Genomic DNA, 15,899 nt, shown 5'->3' with positions numbered 1-15,899 from the left:
CAGCACGACCGACCCGCTCGACGAGGCGGCCGTGCGCACCGTGATGCGGGCGGAGGCGGTCGAGGGACGGCCGGCGCTTGCGCTGGCGGCGTACGCCGCACTGCGCGAGCGACTCGCCGACCAGCTGGGGGCGGACCCCGCCGCGGCGACGGAGGAGCTGCACATGGCGATCTTGCGCGGCGAGTTCCCGATCAGGTCCCCATGGCGGGCGCCGTCAGTGGTGTCTCACATCGCCGGCGCGGACAGGTAGACCGACTTCAGCTCGGTGTACTCCGCCAGTCCCTCAGGGCCGAACTCGCGACCCAGCCCAGAGGCCTTGAACCCGCCGAACGGGGCAGCGAAGTCCATCGTGTAGGTGTTGATGCCGTAGGTCCCGGCCCGCACCTGACGAGCCACGTCGATGCCGCGCTCCTGGTCGGTGGTCCAGACCGTGCCGGCCAGGCCGTAGTCGGATTCGTTGGCGATCCGGACGGCGTCCGCCACGTCGTCGTACGGGATCACCGAGAGCACCGGTCCGAAGATCTCCTCCTGCGCGATCCGCATCCGGTTGTCGACGCCCGCGAAGACGGTCGGCCGGACGTACCAGCCGGTGTCGAGGCCCTCCGGGCGCCCGTTGCCGCCGGTCAGCAGTTGCGCACCCTCCTCCTGGCCCAGTGCGATGTACTTCTCGACCCGCTCCTGCTGGCGTCGGGCGACCATCGGGCCGATCTCGGAGGCGGGGTCCAGGGGGTCGCCGACCTGCATCCCGCCGATCGCGTCGGCCAGTGCGACGGCGAAGGCGTCGTGGCGGTCGCGACTGACGAGCACCCGGGTCTGGGCGACACACGCCTGCCCGGAGTTCATCACGCCGAGGAACTTCAGGCCCTCGATCACCGCTGCCTCCTCGGCGTCGTCGAGGACGATCGCCGCGGACTTGCCGCCCAGTTCGAGCGAGACGCGCTTGAGCTGCTCGCCGCAGATCGCGCCGATCAGCCGACCCGCCGCGGTCGAGCCGGTGAAGGCGACCTTGTCGACGCCCGGGTGGCGCACCAGGTGCTCCCCCACCGTGCGACCCCCGGCGACGATGCTGACCACGCCCTCGGGCACGCCGGCCTCGACCAGCAGCTCGGCCAGCAGGTAGCAGTCGAGCGGTGTCTCGGGTGCAGGCTTGACCACCACGGTGCAGCCGGCGAGCAGCGCCGGCACCAGCTTCGACATCACCGTGAACTGCGGGACGTTCCACGGCGGGATGGCGGCGACGACGCCGACCGGCTCGTGTCGCACCATCACCTCGCTCCCGAGCGCGCCCGGCCGGGTCGACTCCCACGAGAAGTCCCGGGCGATCGCGAGGAACGCCTCGATCTGCATCCACGGCGCCGAGGCCTGGGCGAGGGTGCTGAACGAGATCGGCGAGCCCATCTCGGTGCTGATTACCTGGGCCATCTCGTCCAGCCTCGCGGCGTAGAGGCCGGAGAGGTTCTGGATGACCGCGATCCGCTCCTCCGGCTTCATCCGCGGCCACGGGCCCTCGTCGAACGCCTGACGGGCAGCCGCGACGGCGGCGTCGATGTCGGCTGTCGAGCCCTCCGGGACACGGGCGACGACCTCCTCCGAGTGCGGCGAGACCACCTCCAGCACCTGGTCGGTCGCAGGCTTGGCCCAGGTCCCGCCGATGAAGAGGGAATCGCGGTCGAGTGTCATGTCTTTCCTTTCGAGATGCCGTTGGCCGAGCAGGTCGCGCCGCCGGTCGAGGAGGTCGCACCGCGACCGTCACGAGACCTAGGGCGCAAGGTCGAACCAGTCCGTGAAGCCGCTCGGGTCGTGCCGGCCCAGCGCGCCGTGCTCGAAGAGACCCCAGCCCTCGGCGCCGTCGGCGCCGGGACCGTGGGCCACGGCGTGACCCACGTGGTCGATCACGCCGAACATCACCCGGCCGGCGACCGCCGGGTCGTTGAGGTCATAGGTACGACGCTCGGTGAACCCCGCGCCCCTCCAGACGCCGTGGGTCCAGTCGGAGTCGCCGCCGTAGCCACCGCCGATGTGGATCGGAACCGCCAGCTTCGAGGACACGTCGAGCACCAGGTCCTTGCCCTCCGGCGTGGTACAGGCGATGGTCGCCCCGGTCGGCACCCGGGTGCCCGAGGTGTACCGGACCTCGACCCGAGGCCAGCCGAGCTGCTCGACCCGGCCGTCCTTCCAGACCCGGGAGCAGTCGTTGAGCGTGCGGAAGCCGTCCGGGGTCTCCTGGATGATGATCACGACGCAGAAGTCCTCGAACCGCAGCGGCACATAGAGCCACCACATGCCCTCGAAGGCCGGATCGGCCGGTTTGCCGCCCGGCACGGAGTCCCCGACCGGCCGGATCCCCCAGGACCGGTCGCGCGAGCCCACCCAGCGGTCGGGGGTGACCGGGATGTCCGTGCCGTCGACGTTGATCAGCCCCTCCCAGGTGCCGACCTGCGCGAACCTCTGGGCGTCCAGGATCGTCCCCGATCCCTGCCGCATCACATGCGGCAGCTCCTGGACGACGTCGAACGAGCCCTCCCAGGTCAGGTCGAGCGCGACGCCCTCGGTCTCCTCCATCACGACCCGGAGCCTGCGCAGCGGCTCGAGGACCTCGATCCGGTAGCTGCCGACGGTCTGCGCCCGCCGGTCTCCGCCGCGCGGGTCCGCGGCGTCTCCGAGATGCACGGCGGTCTGCTGGTCTCCGCGCCGCAGCAGCACGAAGGCGTCCTTGGTGCCGAGGTTCGGGTAGAAGCCGAGCCCCGTGATCAGGAACAGGTCGCCGGTCCGGTCGTGGGCGTTGAGGTAGCAGCGGTCGTAGAAGTTGCGGTCGCTGCTGCCCGCCCAGGCCACCGGCCGCGGGAGCTGGTGGATCGGGTACTCGTCGAGCGGGCCGAGGCCGACGTACTCGCCGTGCAGCCCACCGATGCCGGCCGGTTCGGCCATGTCAGGCACCCACTTCGGCGAGGAGGCGTTCGTAGAGAGGGCGGTGGTGGAAGACCGCTTCCGGGTCCTCCGGAGGCTCGATCTCGCCGAAGTGGATCTGCCGGGCACTGGTGCGGAGGAAGACGCAGCCCCACAGCACGGCGGCGTGCACCTGGTGCCAGGTGAGGTCGCCGACCTCGATGCCGGTGAGCTCGGCGTACGTGGCACGCACGTCCTCGGCGCGCAGGAAGTCCGGCATGCCGGGGAGCCCCATCATCGTGGCGATCTCCTGGAACACGCTGTGCGCGAAGACCATCCACGCGAGGTCCATCTCGCGCGGGCCGAGCGTCGCCATCTCCCAGTCGAGGACGGCGACGGGCGCGAAGTCGCGGTACATGGTGTTGCCGATCCGGGCGTCGCCCCAGCAGAGAACGCCCTCACCGGCCGAGGCGTCGGGCGGGAGGTTGGACTCCAGCCACGAGAGACCTCGCTCCAGCAGCGGCGACGGCGGACTGCCGCCCGGGGTGTCGACGGCGTACCGGTACCACGCCCTCGTCTTGGCGAGGTTGCGCGCGAGCGGCGTCGCGCCCTCGTGGCCGGTGACCGCCGGGTCGAGGAAGCCGAAGGTGCGCACCGCGTCGGGGATGCCGTGCAGCTTGGCGAGCACCTCGACGCTGTTGCGCTGGAGTCGTCGCCGGTCCTCCGGCGAGGCGCCGTAGAGCCAGTTGTCCCCGAACGTGTAGGGCAGCACGTCGGGAGGTACGACGCCCGCCACCCGGTCCATGAGGAAGAACGGAGTGCCGAGCACCTCCCCGGTGGGCTCGTTCCAGCGCACGGCCGGCACCGGCACGTCGGTGAGCTCGCCGGCCAGCCGCATGGCGTCGTACTGGTCCTGGAGGCGGTACTCCGGGAACACGGGCAGGTCCTCGGCCGCCGGCGCGACGCGCGCGACGTACTCACCCGTGCGTCGCTGCCCGCCCTCGGTGAAGGTGACGTCGACGATGACCGTCTCGCTCGACATGCCGTTGCTGTCCACGCCGGCGTGCAGGGTGACCTCAGGCGCGGCGCCGGGCGGGAGCACGTCGGTGAGCCACTCCTCGAGCCGGTCGTGCACGGCCGCGCGGTCGCGGCTCGAGCGCTGCATCGTCAGGTCGGCGGGCGGTGGTGACTGGGTCACGAGATCCTCCTGGGGGCGCGTCGGTGCGCGCCGGACTCGTGGCCAGTCTGTTAGAACGTGTTCTAGAAATCAATCGTTTCGGCGTGGTTGCCGTCGCCCCGACCGCGTCTCGGGCCGGGGGGTGCGGCGGCGCCGCTCACCCGGTGATGACCTCGACCCGCTGGAACTCCTTGAGCTCGGTGTAGCCGGTGGTCGCCATCGAGCGCTTGAGCGCACCGACGAGGTTCATGGTGCCGTCGGCGACGCGGGAGGGCCCGAACAGGATCTCTTCGATCGTGCCGACCTGGTCGAGCTGCACGCGCTGGCCCCGCGGGAGGTCGGCGTGATGCGCCTCGGCCCCCCAGTGGAAGCCGCGGCCCGGCGCGTCGGTGGCGCGGGCGAACGGCGAGCCGACCATGACGGCATCGGCGCCGCAGGCGATGGCCTTCGCGAGGTCGCCCGACTTGCCGATCGAGCCGTCGGCGATGACATGGACGTAGCGGCCGCCCGACTCGTCGAGGTAGTCGCGACGTGCAGCGGCGACGTCGGCCACGGCGCTGGCCATGGGCACCGCGACGCCCAGCACGGTCCGGGTGGTGTGCGCGGCACCGCCGCCGAACCCGACCAGCACGCCCGCGGCGCCGGTGCGCATCAGGTGGAGCGCCGCCTGGTGGGTGGCACAGCCGCCGACGATGACCGGGACGTCGAGCTCGTAGATGAACTCCTTGAGGTTCAGCGGCTCCGCCTGGCTGGAGACGTGCTCGGCGGAGACGGTCGTGCCGCGGATGACGAACAGGTCGACGCCGGCGTCGGTGACGGTCTTGGCGAACTCCTTGGTCCGCTGCGGCGACAGCGAGCCCGCGACCGTGACCCCCGCCTCACGCATCTCGCGCAGCCGCTCGGTGATGAGCTCGGCCTTGATCGGCTCGGTGTAGATCTCCTGCAGGCGACGGGTCGCCTCCTCGCCCTCGAGGCCGGCCACCTCCTCGAGCAGCGGCTCGGGGTCCTCGAACCGGGTCCACAGGCCCTCGAGGTTGAGCACGCCGAGACCGCCGTACTGGCCGAACGCGATGGCGGTCCTGGGCGACATGATCGAGTCCATCGGGGCCGCGAGGATCGGCAGCGAGAACCGGTAGGCGTCGATCTGCCAGTCGACGCTGACCTCCTCGGGGTCGCGGGTCCGCCGCGAGGGCACGATCGCGATGTCGTCGAAGGAGTAGGCGCGGCGGGCACGCTTCGCGCGGCCGATCTCGATGTCACTCACCGGCAAAGCGTATCGGGCCGGTGCCGGTGGCCGTTGAATCGCAGAGGTGGGGTGGGTGCTGCCGCCGGTTTCTCAAGGTATGCAGGCGAACCGGCACTTCCCTGGCGTTGCTCGCACGGGGAAGCGTGGGTTCGGCTACATACCTTGAGAAACCCGCGCCGCAAGGAGCCAGCCAACCCCGGCCCGCCGCTCAGCGGTGGTAGTTCGGCGCCTCGACGGTCATCTCGACGTCGTGCGGGTGGCTCTCCTTGAGCGAGGCGGAGGTGATCCGGATGAACCGGCCCTTCTCCTGCAGCTCGGGAACCGTCTGCGCACCGACGTAGAACATGGACTGGGAGAGCCCGCCGATGAGCTGGTGGGCGACGCTGGCGACCGGGCCCTTGTAGGCGACCTGGCCCTCGACGCCCTCCGGCACGATCTTGTCGTCGCTGGCCACCTCGGCCTGGAAGTAGCGGTCCTTGGAGTAGGACTTCTTGCCGCGCGAGGACATCGCGCCGAGCGACCCCATGCCGCGGTAGGCCTTGTACTGCTTGCCCTGGTGGAAGACGACCTCGCCGGGAGACTCCTCGCAGCCGGCGAGCATCGAGCCGATCATGACCGAGTCGGCGCCGGCGACGATCGCCTTGGCGATGTCACCGGACTGCTGGAGCCCGCCGTCGGCGATCACGGGGACGCCTGCGGGTCGGGCGGCCAAGGCGGCCTCGTACACCGCGGTGACCTGCGGGACGCCGCAGCCCGTGACCACGCGGGTGGTGCAGATGGACCCCGGGCCGAAGCCGACCTTGACCGCGTCGGCGCCGGCGTCCACGAACGCCTGGGCACCCTCGCGGGTGGCGACGTTGCCACCGATCACCTGGACGTGCTTGGTCGCCGGGTCGGTCTTGAGGCGCCGGACCATGTCGAGCAGGAGCGTCACGTGCCCGTGCGCGGTGTCGGCGACGAGTACGTCGACGCCAGCGTCGATCAGCGTGGTGGCACGCTCCCAGGCATCGCCGAAGTAGCCGATGGCGGCGCCCACCATGAGGCGGCCGTCGGCGTCCTTGGACGCCAGCGGGAACTGCTCGGACTTCACGAAGTCCTTGACCGTGATCAGCCCACCGAGGCGGCCCTGCTCGTCGACCAGTGGGAGCCGCTCGCGCTTGTGCTTGCGCAGCAGCGTCGTCGCCTCGGCGCGGCTGATGCCGACGGCGCCGGTGACCAGCGGCATCGGCGTCATCACCTCGTCGACCTTCGTCGTGGCCCACTCCGCGACTGGGGTGAACCGCAGGTCGCGGTTGGTGCAGATGCCGAGCAGGCGATTCTCCGCGTCGACGACGGGCAGGCCCGAGACGCGGTACTCGCCGCAGATCCGGTCGAGCTCCTCCAGAGTCGCGTCCGGCCCGATCGTGACGGGGTTGGAGATGATGCCGGTCTGGGTCCGCTTCACCAGGTCCACCTGGTACGCCTGCTCCTCGGCGGAGAGGTTGCGGTGCAGGATCCCGATGCCGCCCTGGCGTGCCATCGCGATCGCCATCCGGGACTCGGTCACGGTGTCCATCGCGGCGCTGATGAGCGGCGACTTGATGGTGATCTCGCGCGTCAGCCGCGTGGTCGTGTCGATGTCGTCGGGGACCAGGTCGGAGTGACCTGGCAGCAACAGCACGTCGTCGTAGGTCAGTCCCAGGGGAGCGAACTTCGCCGGTACTTCAGTGACCTCCATGGCCAGATACTACGGGCCTGACGGCCCCGGTCCGAACCGCGGCCGGCCGCGGGGCCAGCGGCGTCCGTCACACCGAACCGGTGGCGCGCCCCTCGGCGGTGCGCCACGCTGGTCGGGTGACCTCCGACCTCTCCCCGCACGTGCTGGTCCTCTTCGGTGCGACCGGCGACCTGGCCTCCCGCAAGCTGTTCCCGGGCCTCTACCGGCTGGCCGTCGCCGGTCGCCTCCCGCAGCACTTCGCGGTGATCGGCAGCGGCCGTCGCTCGCCCGGCACGGACGAGGAGTTCCGTGGCCTGGTGCGAGCGGCGCTCGACGAGTTCGTCGGCGACGTCGACGATACGGTCGCCGGTTCGCTGCTGGACCGGATCAGGTTCGTCCCGTCCTCGGCCGACGACGGGCGCGATCTCGCCGCGGCCGTCGAGGCCGCCGAGGACCGGCTGCTCGAAGAGTCACGCTGCCTGCTGTCCGACGTACGACGGCTGCTGTACCTCTCGGTGCCGCCGAGCGCGGTCGAGGGGATGGTGCAGATGCTCGACAAGGAGGATCTCGTCGACCGCGCCCGACTCGTGGCGGAGAAGCCGTTCGGCACCGACCTCGCCACTGCCCGGGAGCTGCACACGGTGCTGTGCGACGTCTTCGAGGAGATCCAGATCTTCCGCATCGACCACTTCCTCGGCAAGGAGGCCGTGCAGAACATCCTCGCCCTCCGGTTCGCCAATGGCCTGTTCGAGCCGGCCTGGAACCGGCACACCATCGAGTCGGTGCAGATCGACGTGCCGGAGAAGCTCACGGTCGAGGGTCGCGGCAGCTTCTACGAGGGAACCGGCTGCCTGCGCGACATGGTCACCACCCACCTGTGCCAGCTGCTCGGGTTCGTCGCCCTCGAGGACCCCCACGCCTTCCGCGAGTCGGCGATCCGCGCGGCGAAGGCAGCGGTCTTCTCCGCCGTACGACCGCTCGACCCCGAGCGGGTGGTCTTCGGCCAGTACGACGGCTACCGCGAGGAGCCGGACGTGGCGCCGGACTCCGAGGTGGAGACCTTCGTCGCCATCGAGGTCTGGATCGACAACGACCGCTGGCGTGACGTGCCCTTCTACCTGCGCACCGGCAAGGCACTCGCCGAAGGCCGACGCACGATCACGGTGCGCTTCCGCGATCCCCGGCACCGCTGGCTGAAGCCCGCGGACGGTGGCATCCCGGCGCCCAACGAGCTGGTCATCGAGCTCGCCGACCAGCCACGGATCGCGATCGACGTCCGGGCGAAGCGGCCCGGTCCCGACATGGCGGTCGTCGAGGGCGTGTTCCGACTCGACCTCGTCGGTGACGTGCCGGGCGCCGACCCGCTCGAGGCCTACGAGCGACTCCTGCTCGACGTCATGCGCGGCGACCGCACGCTGTTCATCAGCTCCGACGAGGTCGACCGGCTCTGGGAGATCTGCCAGCCGGTCCTCGACCGGCGACCGCCGGTTCAGGCCTATCCGCAGGGGTCGTGGGGTCCCGAACCGGCCCTCGAGCTGCCGCTCGGCGGGTGGCGGCTCGGCAACCACGCGCCCGACCCTGGCCTGACGGCCAGGTAGCGCCGGCAGCGCGCCCGGCGCTATCGCCGGAGGTCGTCGAGCGCGATCCGCACCGTGAGCGAGTCGCCCGCCATCCGGATCCGGCCACGCATGCCCGCGGCAAGCACCATCGGCAGCACCGCCTGGGTGTCGGATGGCGCGGTCAGCACGATCTCCTCCGCACCCTTGGCACGAGCGACGCGGGCTACGAGTGCCAGCAGCCGGGTGCCGATGCCCCGGCGCTGCCACGCGGGGTCGACCCAGAGGTCGACCGGCCACGGGTGCTCGGGGCCCGCACCCTCCTCGACGCAGGCGCGGCCGGTCACCCGCCCGGACACGATCGCGGAGACGGTGGTGTCCGCGGTGACGAACTCCGGGTCGGTGCCCGAGGTCGCGGCGGGCTGCTGAGGGGTCGGCGGCCCGTGCGACTCCAGCACCTGACCCACGAGCTCCGCGAGCGCGGCCGCCCGGGCACGCTCGGCGGCGGTGAAGGGCGGGTTGCGACGGATCTGGATGGTCGCGGCGCCCCCGACCGTCATCTCGAGGACGTCCTCGGTGCCGTCGGCGACGTCCACATCGGCGTCGAAGAGGTGTGCAGCGACCTCGGGGAACTTCGCGGGTTGGGCGATGATCGCCCGCGTCGCCTGGACGTAGCGCGTCGGCTGGTCCTCGAGCGCGGCCTCGGTCACCCGGGCCGCGGACACCGCGAGTCCGCCGGCCGACTCGACCAGGCCGCGAACCTGCTCGGCCTCCCAGTCCGCCGGCACCTGCAGCACCAGCTCGTCGGTCACGGTCGTCCCCTCGGGAAAGACCTGGACGGTCTGGATGTTCACACCGGCGCGCCCGCAGGCCGCCGCCAGGTCGGCGAGCGCACCGGGACGGTCCTCGAGTCCGGCGCGCACTCTCCACAGCATGGGTCCAGTGTGCCGGACCGGCGTGACCGCTAGCGATCCGCGGTGTTTCGTCCGGATGGCGGCCCCGCCGCCGACGTTTCCTACGTGATTTCAAGTCCCCTACGAGGACAAATGCCGCCGAGCCGGCGCGGACCCACGCGGGTCCGCACCGGCTCGGTCGGGGATCAGGCGATCAGTGCCCGTGACCGTGCCCGTGGCCGTGGCCACCGGCGTCCGGCTCCTCCTCGACGGGCTTCTCGACCACGAGCGTCTCCGTGGTGAGCAGCATTCCCGCGATGGAGACCGCGTTGACGAGCGCCGACCGGGTCACCTTGACCGGGTCGATGACACCCTGCGCCACGAGGTCGCCGTACTCGCCGGTGGCGGCGTTGAAACCGAACCGGGGACCGTTGTCCTTGAAGCCCTCGCGGACCTTGTTGGTGATGACGTACCCGTTGTCGCCGCCGTTCTCGGCGATCCAACGCAGCGGCTCGTCGACGGACTTGCGGACGATCCGGACACCCGTCGCCTCGTCGCCGGTCAGGCCGAGGTCGCCCTCGAGCACCGATGCGGCGTGGACGAGCGCCGAGCCACCACCGGGGACGATGCCCTCCTCGATCGCGGCGCGCGTCGCGGAGACGGCGTCCTCGATCCGGTGCTTCTTCTCCTTCAGCTCCACCTCGGTGTGCGCGCCGACCTTGATCACGACGACGCCGCCCGCGAGCTTCGCGAGGCGCTCCTGGAGCTTCTCGGTGTCCCAGTCGGAGTCGGAGGCCTCGATCTCCTTCTTGATCTGCTCGACGCGACCGGCCACGGCGTCGGCGTCGCCGGCACCGTCGATGATCGTGGTGTTGTCCTTGGTGACCACGATGCGGCGGGCCTGGCCCAGCACGTCGAGGCCGACCTGGTCGAGCTTGAGGCCGACCTCCGGGGAGACGACCTGGGCGCCGGTGAGGACCGCGATGTCCTCGAGGATCGCCTTGCGGCGGTCGCCGAACGCGGGTGCCTTGACCGCGACCGCGTTGAAGGTGCCGCGGATCTTGTTGACCACCAGGGTGGAGAGCGCCTCGCCCTCGACGTCCTCGGAGAGGATGAAGAGCGGCTTGCCGGCCTGGATGACCTTCTCGAGCAGGGGAAGCAGGTCGGCGATGGCCGAGATCTTGCCCTGGTTGATGAGGATGTAGGGGTCGTCGAGGACCGCCTCCTGGCGCTCCGCGTCAGTGACGAAGTACGCCGAGATGTAGCCCTTGTCGAACTGCATGCCCTCGGTGAACTCGAGCTCGGTCGCCGGGGTGTTCGACTCCTCGACGGTGATCACGCCGTCCTTGCCGACCTTGCCGAACGCCTCGGCGAGCAGCTCGCCGATGTGGGCGTCCCGCGAGGAGACCGTCGCGACGGAGGCGATGTCCTTCTCGTCGTCGACCTCGCGAGCGGCCTCGCGGAGGGCGTCGCCCACGGCGCTGGCAGCGGCGTCGAGCCCGCGCTTGAGACCCATCGGGTTCGCGCCGGCAGCGACCGCGCGCAGGCCCTCGTGGACCAGCGCCTGGGCGAGCACGGTCGCGGTCGTCGTACCGTCACCGGCGACGTCGTTGGTCTTGGTCGCGACCTCCTTGGTGAGCTGCGCACCGAGGTTCTCGAACGGGTCGTCGAGCTCGATCTCCCGAGCGACGGTCACGCCGTCGTTGGTGATGGTCGGTGCGCCCCACTTCTTGTCGAGGACGACGTAGCGGCCCTTGGGGCCGAGCGTCACCTTGACCGTGTTGGCGAGTGCGTCGACACCGCGCTCGAGCGCACGCCGGGCGTTCTCGTCGAACTCCAGGATCTTCGGCATTGCTTCTCCTTCGGGTCTCGAGGCGGTCGCTGCGCGACCCCCTCGACCACCGGGTTGTCGGGAAAGGGGTAGAGGCGTCACGCAGCCTGCGGCGAGCGCGGGCTACGTGACGCCTCCACGGGAATCAGGAGATGACGGCCAGCACGTCGCGGGCGGAGAGGATGAGGAACTCCTCGCCGGCGTACTTGACCTCGGTACCGCCGTACTTGCTGTAGATGACCTTGTCACCGACCGCGACGTCGAGCGGGATGCGACCGTCGCCGTCCTCGTTGAAGCGGCCGGGGCCGATGGCCACGACCTCGCCCTCCTGCGGCTTCTCCTTGGCGGTGTCCGGGATGACCAGGCCCGAGGCCGTGGTCTGCTCCGCCTCGAGGGGCTTGACGACGATCCGGTCCTCGAGAGGCTTGATGTTGACCGACACGATGTCGACCTCCACTTTCTCTGCTGAGTGTGTGTGCACGTGTGGGGCTTGCCTGGTGAGGTACGCCGTCGCGGGGGTCGCACCTTGTCGGCAAGCACTGGCACACTCGGGGTGAGAGTGCCAACACCGAAACTAGCACTCTCTGCAATCGAGTGCCAGAGCGGGGGCACTGGGAGGATGGCCGGGTGGACCTGGACACCTTCCGTTGGCTGCTGACCGACGACGGGCAGGCCCTGCTCGCCGAGGCCACCGCTCAGCTCGACGGCGGCGCGAGCCACCTCGCCGCCGGATCGGCGCTCCGCCGAACCGCGTCCGCGGAGCGCGCCGCGGCTGCCCTCACCCAGGCCGACCTCCGCGGCAAGGCGCACGGGAAGTACGGCGAGCTCGCGGACCGGCTCTACTTCACGCCCGACGCACTCGAGCAGGCCACCCGGCTCTCGGTCGCCACGCACCGGGCCGGCCGATACGCAGCGTTCGGGGGCAGGACGCTGATCGACCTGGGCTGCGGCATCGGCGGCGACATGATCGCGGCCGCGCGGGCCGGGCTGATCTGTGCCGGGGTCGACCTCGACCCGGTGCGGGTGGCGATGGCGGAGGCCAACCTCGCCGCGCTCGACCTCGGCGGTGCCGTGCAGGTGGCGGACGCGACCGAGGTCGACCACACGGGGTTCGACCTCGCCTTCGCGGACCCCGCGCGTCGAAGCGGCAGCGGACGCACGTTCCGCGTCGAGGACTGGAGCCCGCCGTGGACGTGGGTCGAGGGCCTACTGCGGCGCGACGCCTGCGTGAAGGTCGCCCCCGGCATCCCGCACGCGCTGGTCCCCGACGGCGTGGAGGCGGAGTGGGTCAGCGACCAGGGCGAGGTGAAGGAGGCCGCTCTGTGGGCGGGCCGCACGGCGACCGTCGCCCGCCGCGCGACCGTGATCGGCGAGGGCGGCCTGGCGACGATCACCGACGAGGACGACCCGGGTGCCGGCGCGGTCGGCACCCGCGCGGTGAGCGACTACCTGTACGAGCCGGACGGCGCGGTGATCCGCGCCGGGCTGGTCACGGCCGTCGCAGCAGGGGTGGGCGGCGGCCTGGTCGACCCCAAGATCGCCTACGTGACCTCCGAGCGGGCCTTCCGCACCCCGTTCGCCCGGAGCTACCGGGTGCTCGAGACCCTGCCCTACCGCGAGAAGCAGCTGAAGGCCGCGCTGCGGGAGCGGGGGGTCGGCCGGATCATCATCAAGAAGCGCGGGGTGGATGTCTCCCCCGACGAGCTGCGCAAGCGGCTCGACCTCCACGGTGAGCGTGACGCGACGATCGTTCTCACCCGCGTCGCGGGCGCCGGCACCACGCTGCTCGTCGAGCCGCTGTGACCTGCCGCGACGTCATCGGTCGCCCCGGGGCGTGGGCTCAGTCGCGACCGAGAGCCGCGGCCTCCGCGCCGATCGTCGTGTCGGGGCCGTGGCCGGTGTGGACCACCGTCTCGTCCGGGAGCACGAAGAGCTTCGCGCGGATCGAGGCGTCGAGGGTCGACCGGTCGCTGAAGGAGCGGCCGGTCGCACCGGGCCCGCCCTGGAACAGGGTGTCGCCGGTGAAGATGCAGCCGAGCTCGGGCGCGTAGAGGCACACCGCTCCCGGCGCATGACCAGGGGTGTGGATCACCGTCAGGGTGGTGCCGGCCACCTCGATGGTCTGCCCGTCGGCGAGATCGACGTCCCACAGGTGCCCCCGTTCGCCGCCGTGGGTGAGGTCCCACAGCGGCTGGTCATCGGGGTGCAGCATGATCGGCGCCACCACCCGGTCCCGAAGAGCCGGTGCGACCCGCACGTGGTCGTCGTGCGCGTGGGTGCACAGGATCGCCTTGACCGTGCGCTTCCCGACCACCGCCAGGATGTCCTCGACCGAGTGGGGCGCGTCGATCACGACGCACTCGCTGTCGTCCCCGACCACCCAGATGTTGTTGTCGACCTGGTGCGTCTCGTCGTCGAGGCTGAACGTCCCGCTGCTGACCGCGTGGTCCACCCGCACCTGGCCGCTGGCCCGGCCGGCCATCAGAGTCCTACTTCCACTCGATGCTCGCGAGGATCGACTCGACCCACTCCTTGCCCGCTCCGTAGGAGGACGGGTACTGGAAGGTGATGATCGCAGTGAGGCCGTCGATGTTCGTGCCGAACTCGTAGAAGGTCGACTTCTTGCCGGTGCTCTCGAGCACCCATCCCGCCCGGCCGCTGACCTCGCGGTTCGGGGACCGGGTCGGGAACGGGTCGAAGCGTCCCGGAGTCAGCTCGGCCTGCTGGTGCCGGATGTCCAACGAGGCCTTGGCGAGCGGGTCGAGCTCGGTGTTGGAGGTCTCGATCTCGGACGCATCGATGTCGAAGTAGCCGTCATCCACCGGATGGCCGGCGTAGAGAGTCGTAGACCCGTCACCGGTGTGGTGCCACTCTCCCCCCTCGGGGAGGCGGAAGCTCATCGAGCCCTTGAGCTCCAGTGCTTGACCTGTCGCAGGCGGGAGACCGGTCTCCGGGCTTGACGGCGAGCCCGACTCCGCGGGCTCCGGCGTCGTGGGGGTCTGCGAGGCCGAAGCCGCCGGATCGGACGCCGACGGGTCGGGGTCGTCCCCGGGCGAGCAGCCCAAGGCGGTGAGCGGCAGGAGTGCCGCGACCAGCAGAGCGATGGCCCGAGATCGCATTCGACCTATTCCTTCAGGAGACGCCGGAGGGCGTCACGATAACAGCGCCCGCTGCTGTGTTTCGGCGACGGATCCTGCGGGTAGTCAGGCCCTGACCACGCGTTCACTCGGGACAAGGATCAGATGTCATGGTGATTCCGGAGCTCGCCGGCTTCACGCCGGTCCAGCTCGCCTCGGCCGGGCAGAAGGGGCTGGCAGTGGCCGAGCGCGAGATCACGAAGGTGATCGCGACGATCACGAGCCAGCTGGAGGAGCTCGACGACAGCGACTTCCCGGTCAAGGGTCACATCGGTAGGAGCTCGTTCGGCGGCGGAGACCTATCTCCACTCGTGGCCGGCCATCACGCGAGGGCCCACGCCGTGGTGGTCGACACCCTCAGCGAGGTGAAGTCCGACCTGGAGTCGTTCCGGGAGTCGATCCGCGACGCCCGCGATCTGCTCCAGGTCAAGGACCAGGAGGCCGAGGCCGACGTGAAGGTCATCCTCGGTCAGACCGAGGGCATCGACATGGGCAAGTGGGCCTATCAGGATGCGCAGGTGAACAACCGCGACGTCACTCCGACCGAGGCCCCGATCGAGGCATCCACCGCCAGCACGACGACGGAGGAGTCCTGATGGCCGGCGAGCATCTCAGTGAGCTGACCCGCTGGGTCGCCGGCATGGACCGCACCGACGTGATGGAGTCGAAGGATTCCTGGAGGACGGCCTCCACCGCGCTCTCGACCGTCGCGCTCCGCTTGACGGAGGCGGCACCGATCGTGAAGAGCGGATTCGGTCCCGACTCCGAAACCGGCCCCGCCGCCGAGCTCGCCTTCGAGAACGCGGCCGAGAAGCTGGTCGAGCAGGAGAAACGGCTGCGCGACGCATCGACGGCCCTCGCCGACGTGGAGACGGCGATGAGGGAGGCCGAGGCGAGCGCCGAGAATGCTCCAGCTGAGCCCGGGGAGGCTCCCAAGCTCCCCCATGCGCCTGGTCTTACGCCCACCCCGATGGCGCTGCTTCAGCACGCCGGCGCCGTCATGGCGCACAACAAGGCAGTCTCCGAGTACGACACCGCCGATGAGGACGCCCGCCAGAAGGTCGAGCGGCTCCGGACCAGCTACGACAAGGCGATCACGGTCTTCCAAGAGATCCACGGTGACCCCTACGTCCCGGTGACAGCTGACGCCCCGGTCGGACCCGGAGGTCCCGGCCGCGGTCCTGGTCCCGTTCCCGGTCCCGGCCGGGCCCCTCTGCACGATCCCGACCGCGACCCCGGCCTCGACCCGGACCTCGACCGCGACCCCGACCGCGACCCCGACCGCGACCCGGACCGCGATCCCGACCGCGATCCCGACCGTGACCGTGACCCGGACCGTGGCACCGGCTTCGACCGTGACCCGGACCGCGACATCGATCGTGACCCCGGCGCTGTGCCGACACCAGGCCCGGGTGGTGGCGCCGGCGGCGGACTGCATCCGGCCGTCATCGGCGGTGGCCTCGCGGCGGCCGGCGCG

General features: G+C 70.8%; 15 protein-coding genes. 5 read left to right on the top strand and 10 right to left on the bottom strand.

Annotated elements, in window-relative coordinates:
* Nucleotides 1–250: BTAD domain-containing putative transcriptional regulator (locus E7Z54_RS09215; RefSeq protein WP_136433055.1), on the top strand; the 250-nt coding region annotated here is incomplete at its 5' end.
* Here E7Z54_RS09215 and E7Z54_RS09210 read toward each other — a convergent pair.
* From E7Z54_RS09210 to guaB, 5 genes are all read right to left on the bottom strand, one after another.
* The gene (locus E7Z54_RS09210; protein ID WP_136433054.1) at nucleotides 226–1,680 is read right to left on the bottom strand and encodes an aldehyde dehydrogenase; all 1,455 of its coding nucleotides are present in this window, start codon (nucleotides 1,678–1,680) and stop codon (nucleotides 226–228) included. The two genes, E7Z54_RS09215 and E7Z54_RS09210, sit on opposite strands and share 25 nt — an antisense overlap.
* A gap of 78 nt (nucleotides 1,681–1,758) precedes the next feature.
* Nucleotides 1,759–2,928, bottom strand: a complete 1,170-nt coding sequence (locus tag E7Z54_RS09205; RefSeq protein ID WP_136433053.1) for a hypothetical protein — start codon at nucleotides 2,926–2,928, stop codon at nucleotides 1,759–1,761.
* Between the two features lies 1 nt (nucleotide 2,929).
* The gene (locus E7Z54_RS09200) at nucleotides 2,930–4,084 is read right to left on the bottom strand and encodes a phosphotransferase family protein (RefSeq protein WP_206056099.1); all 1,155 of its coding nucleotides are present in this window, start codon (nucleotides 4,082–4,084) and stop codon (nucleotides 2,930–2,932) included.
* Between the two features lie 136 nt (nucleotides 4,085–4,220).
* The gene (locus E7Z54_RS09195; protein ID WP_136433052.1) at nucleotides 4,221–5,327 is read right to left on the bottom strand and encodes a GuaB3 family IMP dehydrogenase-related protein; all 1,107 of its coding nucleotides are present in this window, start codon (nucleotides 5,325–5,327) and stop codon (nucleotides 4,221–4,223) included.
* A 190-nt stretch (nucleotides 5,328–5,517) separates the two neighbouring features.
* A complete protein-coding gene (gene guaB / locus E7Z54_RS09190; protein ID WP_136433051.1) occupies nucleotides 5,518–7,026 on the bottom strand; it encodes an IMP dehydrogenase in 1,509 nt (502 codons plus the stop codon).
* Between the two features lie 116 nt (nucleotides 7,027–7,142).
* Here guaB and zwf point away from each other — a divergent pair, with 116 nt between their 5' ends.
* Nucleotides 7,143–8,603, top strand: coding sequence for a glucose-6-phosphate dehydrogenase (zwf, locus tag E7Z54_RS09185; protein ID WP_136433049.1), 1,461 nt, complete (start codon nucleotides 7,143–7,145; stop codon nucleotides 8,601–8,603).
* Between the two features lie 20 nt (nucleotides 8,604–8,623).
* On the opposite strand, the gene E7Z54_RS09180 is transcribed toward zwf, so the two are convergent.
* The 3 genes from E7Z54_RS09180 to groES form a co-directional block, all read right to left on the bottom strand.
* Nucleotides 8,624–9,496 (bottom strand): GNAT family N-acetyltransferase, encoded by an 873-nt coding sequence (locus E7Z54_RS09180; protein ID WP_136433048.1) that lies wholly within the window; start codon nucleotides 9,494–9,496, stop codon nucleotides 8,624–8,626.
* Between the two features lie 172 nt (nucleotides 9,497–9,668).
* Nucleotides 9,669–11,306: a chaperonin GroEL gene (gene groL / locus E7Z54_RS09175; RefSeq protein ID WP_136433046.1), complete on the bottom strand. Its 1,638-nt coding sequence runs from the start codon at nucleotides 11,304–11,306 to the stop codon at nucleotides 9,669–9,671.
* 124 nt (nucleotides 11,307–11,430) lie between these two features.
* Entirely contained in the window at nucleotides 11,431–11,727 is a 297-nt protein-coding gene (groES, locus tag E7Z54_RS09170) for a co-chaperone GroES (RefSeq protein ID WP_136433056.1), read from the bottom strand.
* Between the two features lie 185 nt (nucleotides 11,728–11,912).
* Here groES and E7Z54_RS09165 point away from each other — a divergent pair, with 185 nt between their 5' ends.
* The gene (locus E7Z54_RS09165; protein ID WP_136433044.1) at nucleotides 11,913–13,088 is read left to right on the top strand and encodes a class I SAM-dependent methyltransferase; all 1,176 of its coding nucleotides are present in this window, start codon (nucleotides 11,913–11,915) and stop codon (nucleotides 13,086–13,088) included.
* A 37-nt stretch (nucleotides 13,089–13,125) separates the two neighbouring features.
* Here E7Z54_RS09165 and E7Z54_RS09160 read toward each other — a convergent pair whose 3' ends face one another.
* The gene (locus tag E7Z54_RS09160; protein WP_136433042.1) at nucleotides 13,126–13,767 is read right to left on the bottom strand and encodes an MBL fold metallo-hydrolase; all 642 of its coding nucleotides are present in this window, start codon (nucleotides 13,765–13,767) and stop codon (nucleotides 13,126–13,128) included.
* Between the two features lie 7 nt (nucleotides 13,768–13,774).
* Complete coding sequence (locus E7Z54_RS09155; RefSeq protein WP_136433040.1) at nucleotides 13,775–14,404, bottom strand: hypothetical protein; 630 nt, start codon at nucleotides 14,402–14,404, stop codon at nucleotides 13,775–13,777.
* A 128-nt stretch (nucleotides 14,405–14,532) separates the two neighbouring features.
* Here E7Z54_RS09155 and E7Z54_RS09150 point away from each other — a divergent pair, with 128 nt between their 5' ends.
* Complete coding sequence (locus E7Z54_RS09150) at nucleotides 14,533–15,018, top strand: hypothetical protein (protein WP_136433038.1); 486 nt, start codon at nucleotides 14,533–14,535, stop codon at nucleotides 15,016–15,018.
* The coding region (locus tag E7Z54_RS09145) for a hypothetical protein (protein ID WP_206056098.1) at nucleotides 15,018–15,899 on the top strand (882 nt) is incomplete at its 3' end. The genes E7Z54_RS09150 and E7Z54_RS09145, both read left to right, overlap by 1 nt.

This window comes from Nocardioides sp., assembly GCF_004803405.1.
Classification (GTDB): domain Bacteria; phylum Actinomycetota; class Actinomycetes; order Propionibacteriales; family Nocardioidaceae; genus Nocardioides; species Nocardioides vastitatis.
The sequence above is the reverse complement of the archived record's forward strand: the minus strand, read 5'-3'. Positions and strand labels throughout refer to the sequence as shown.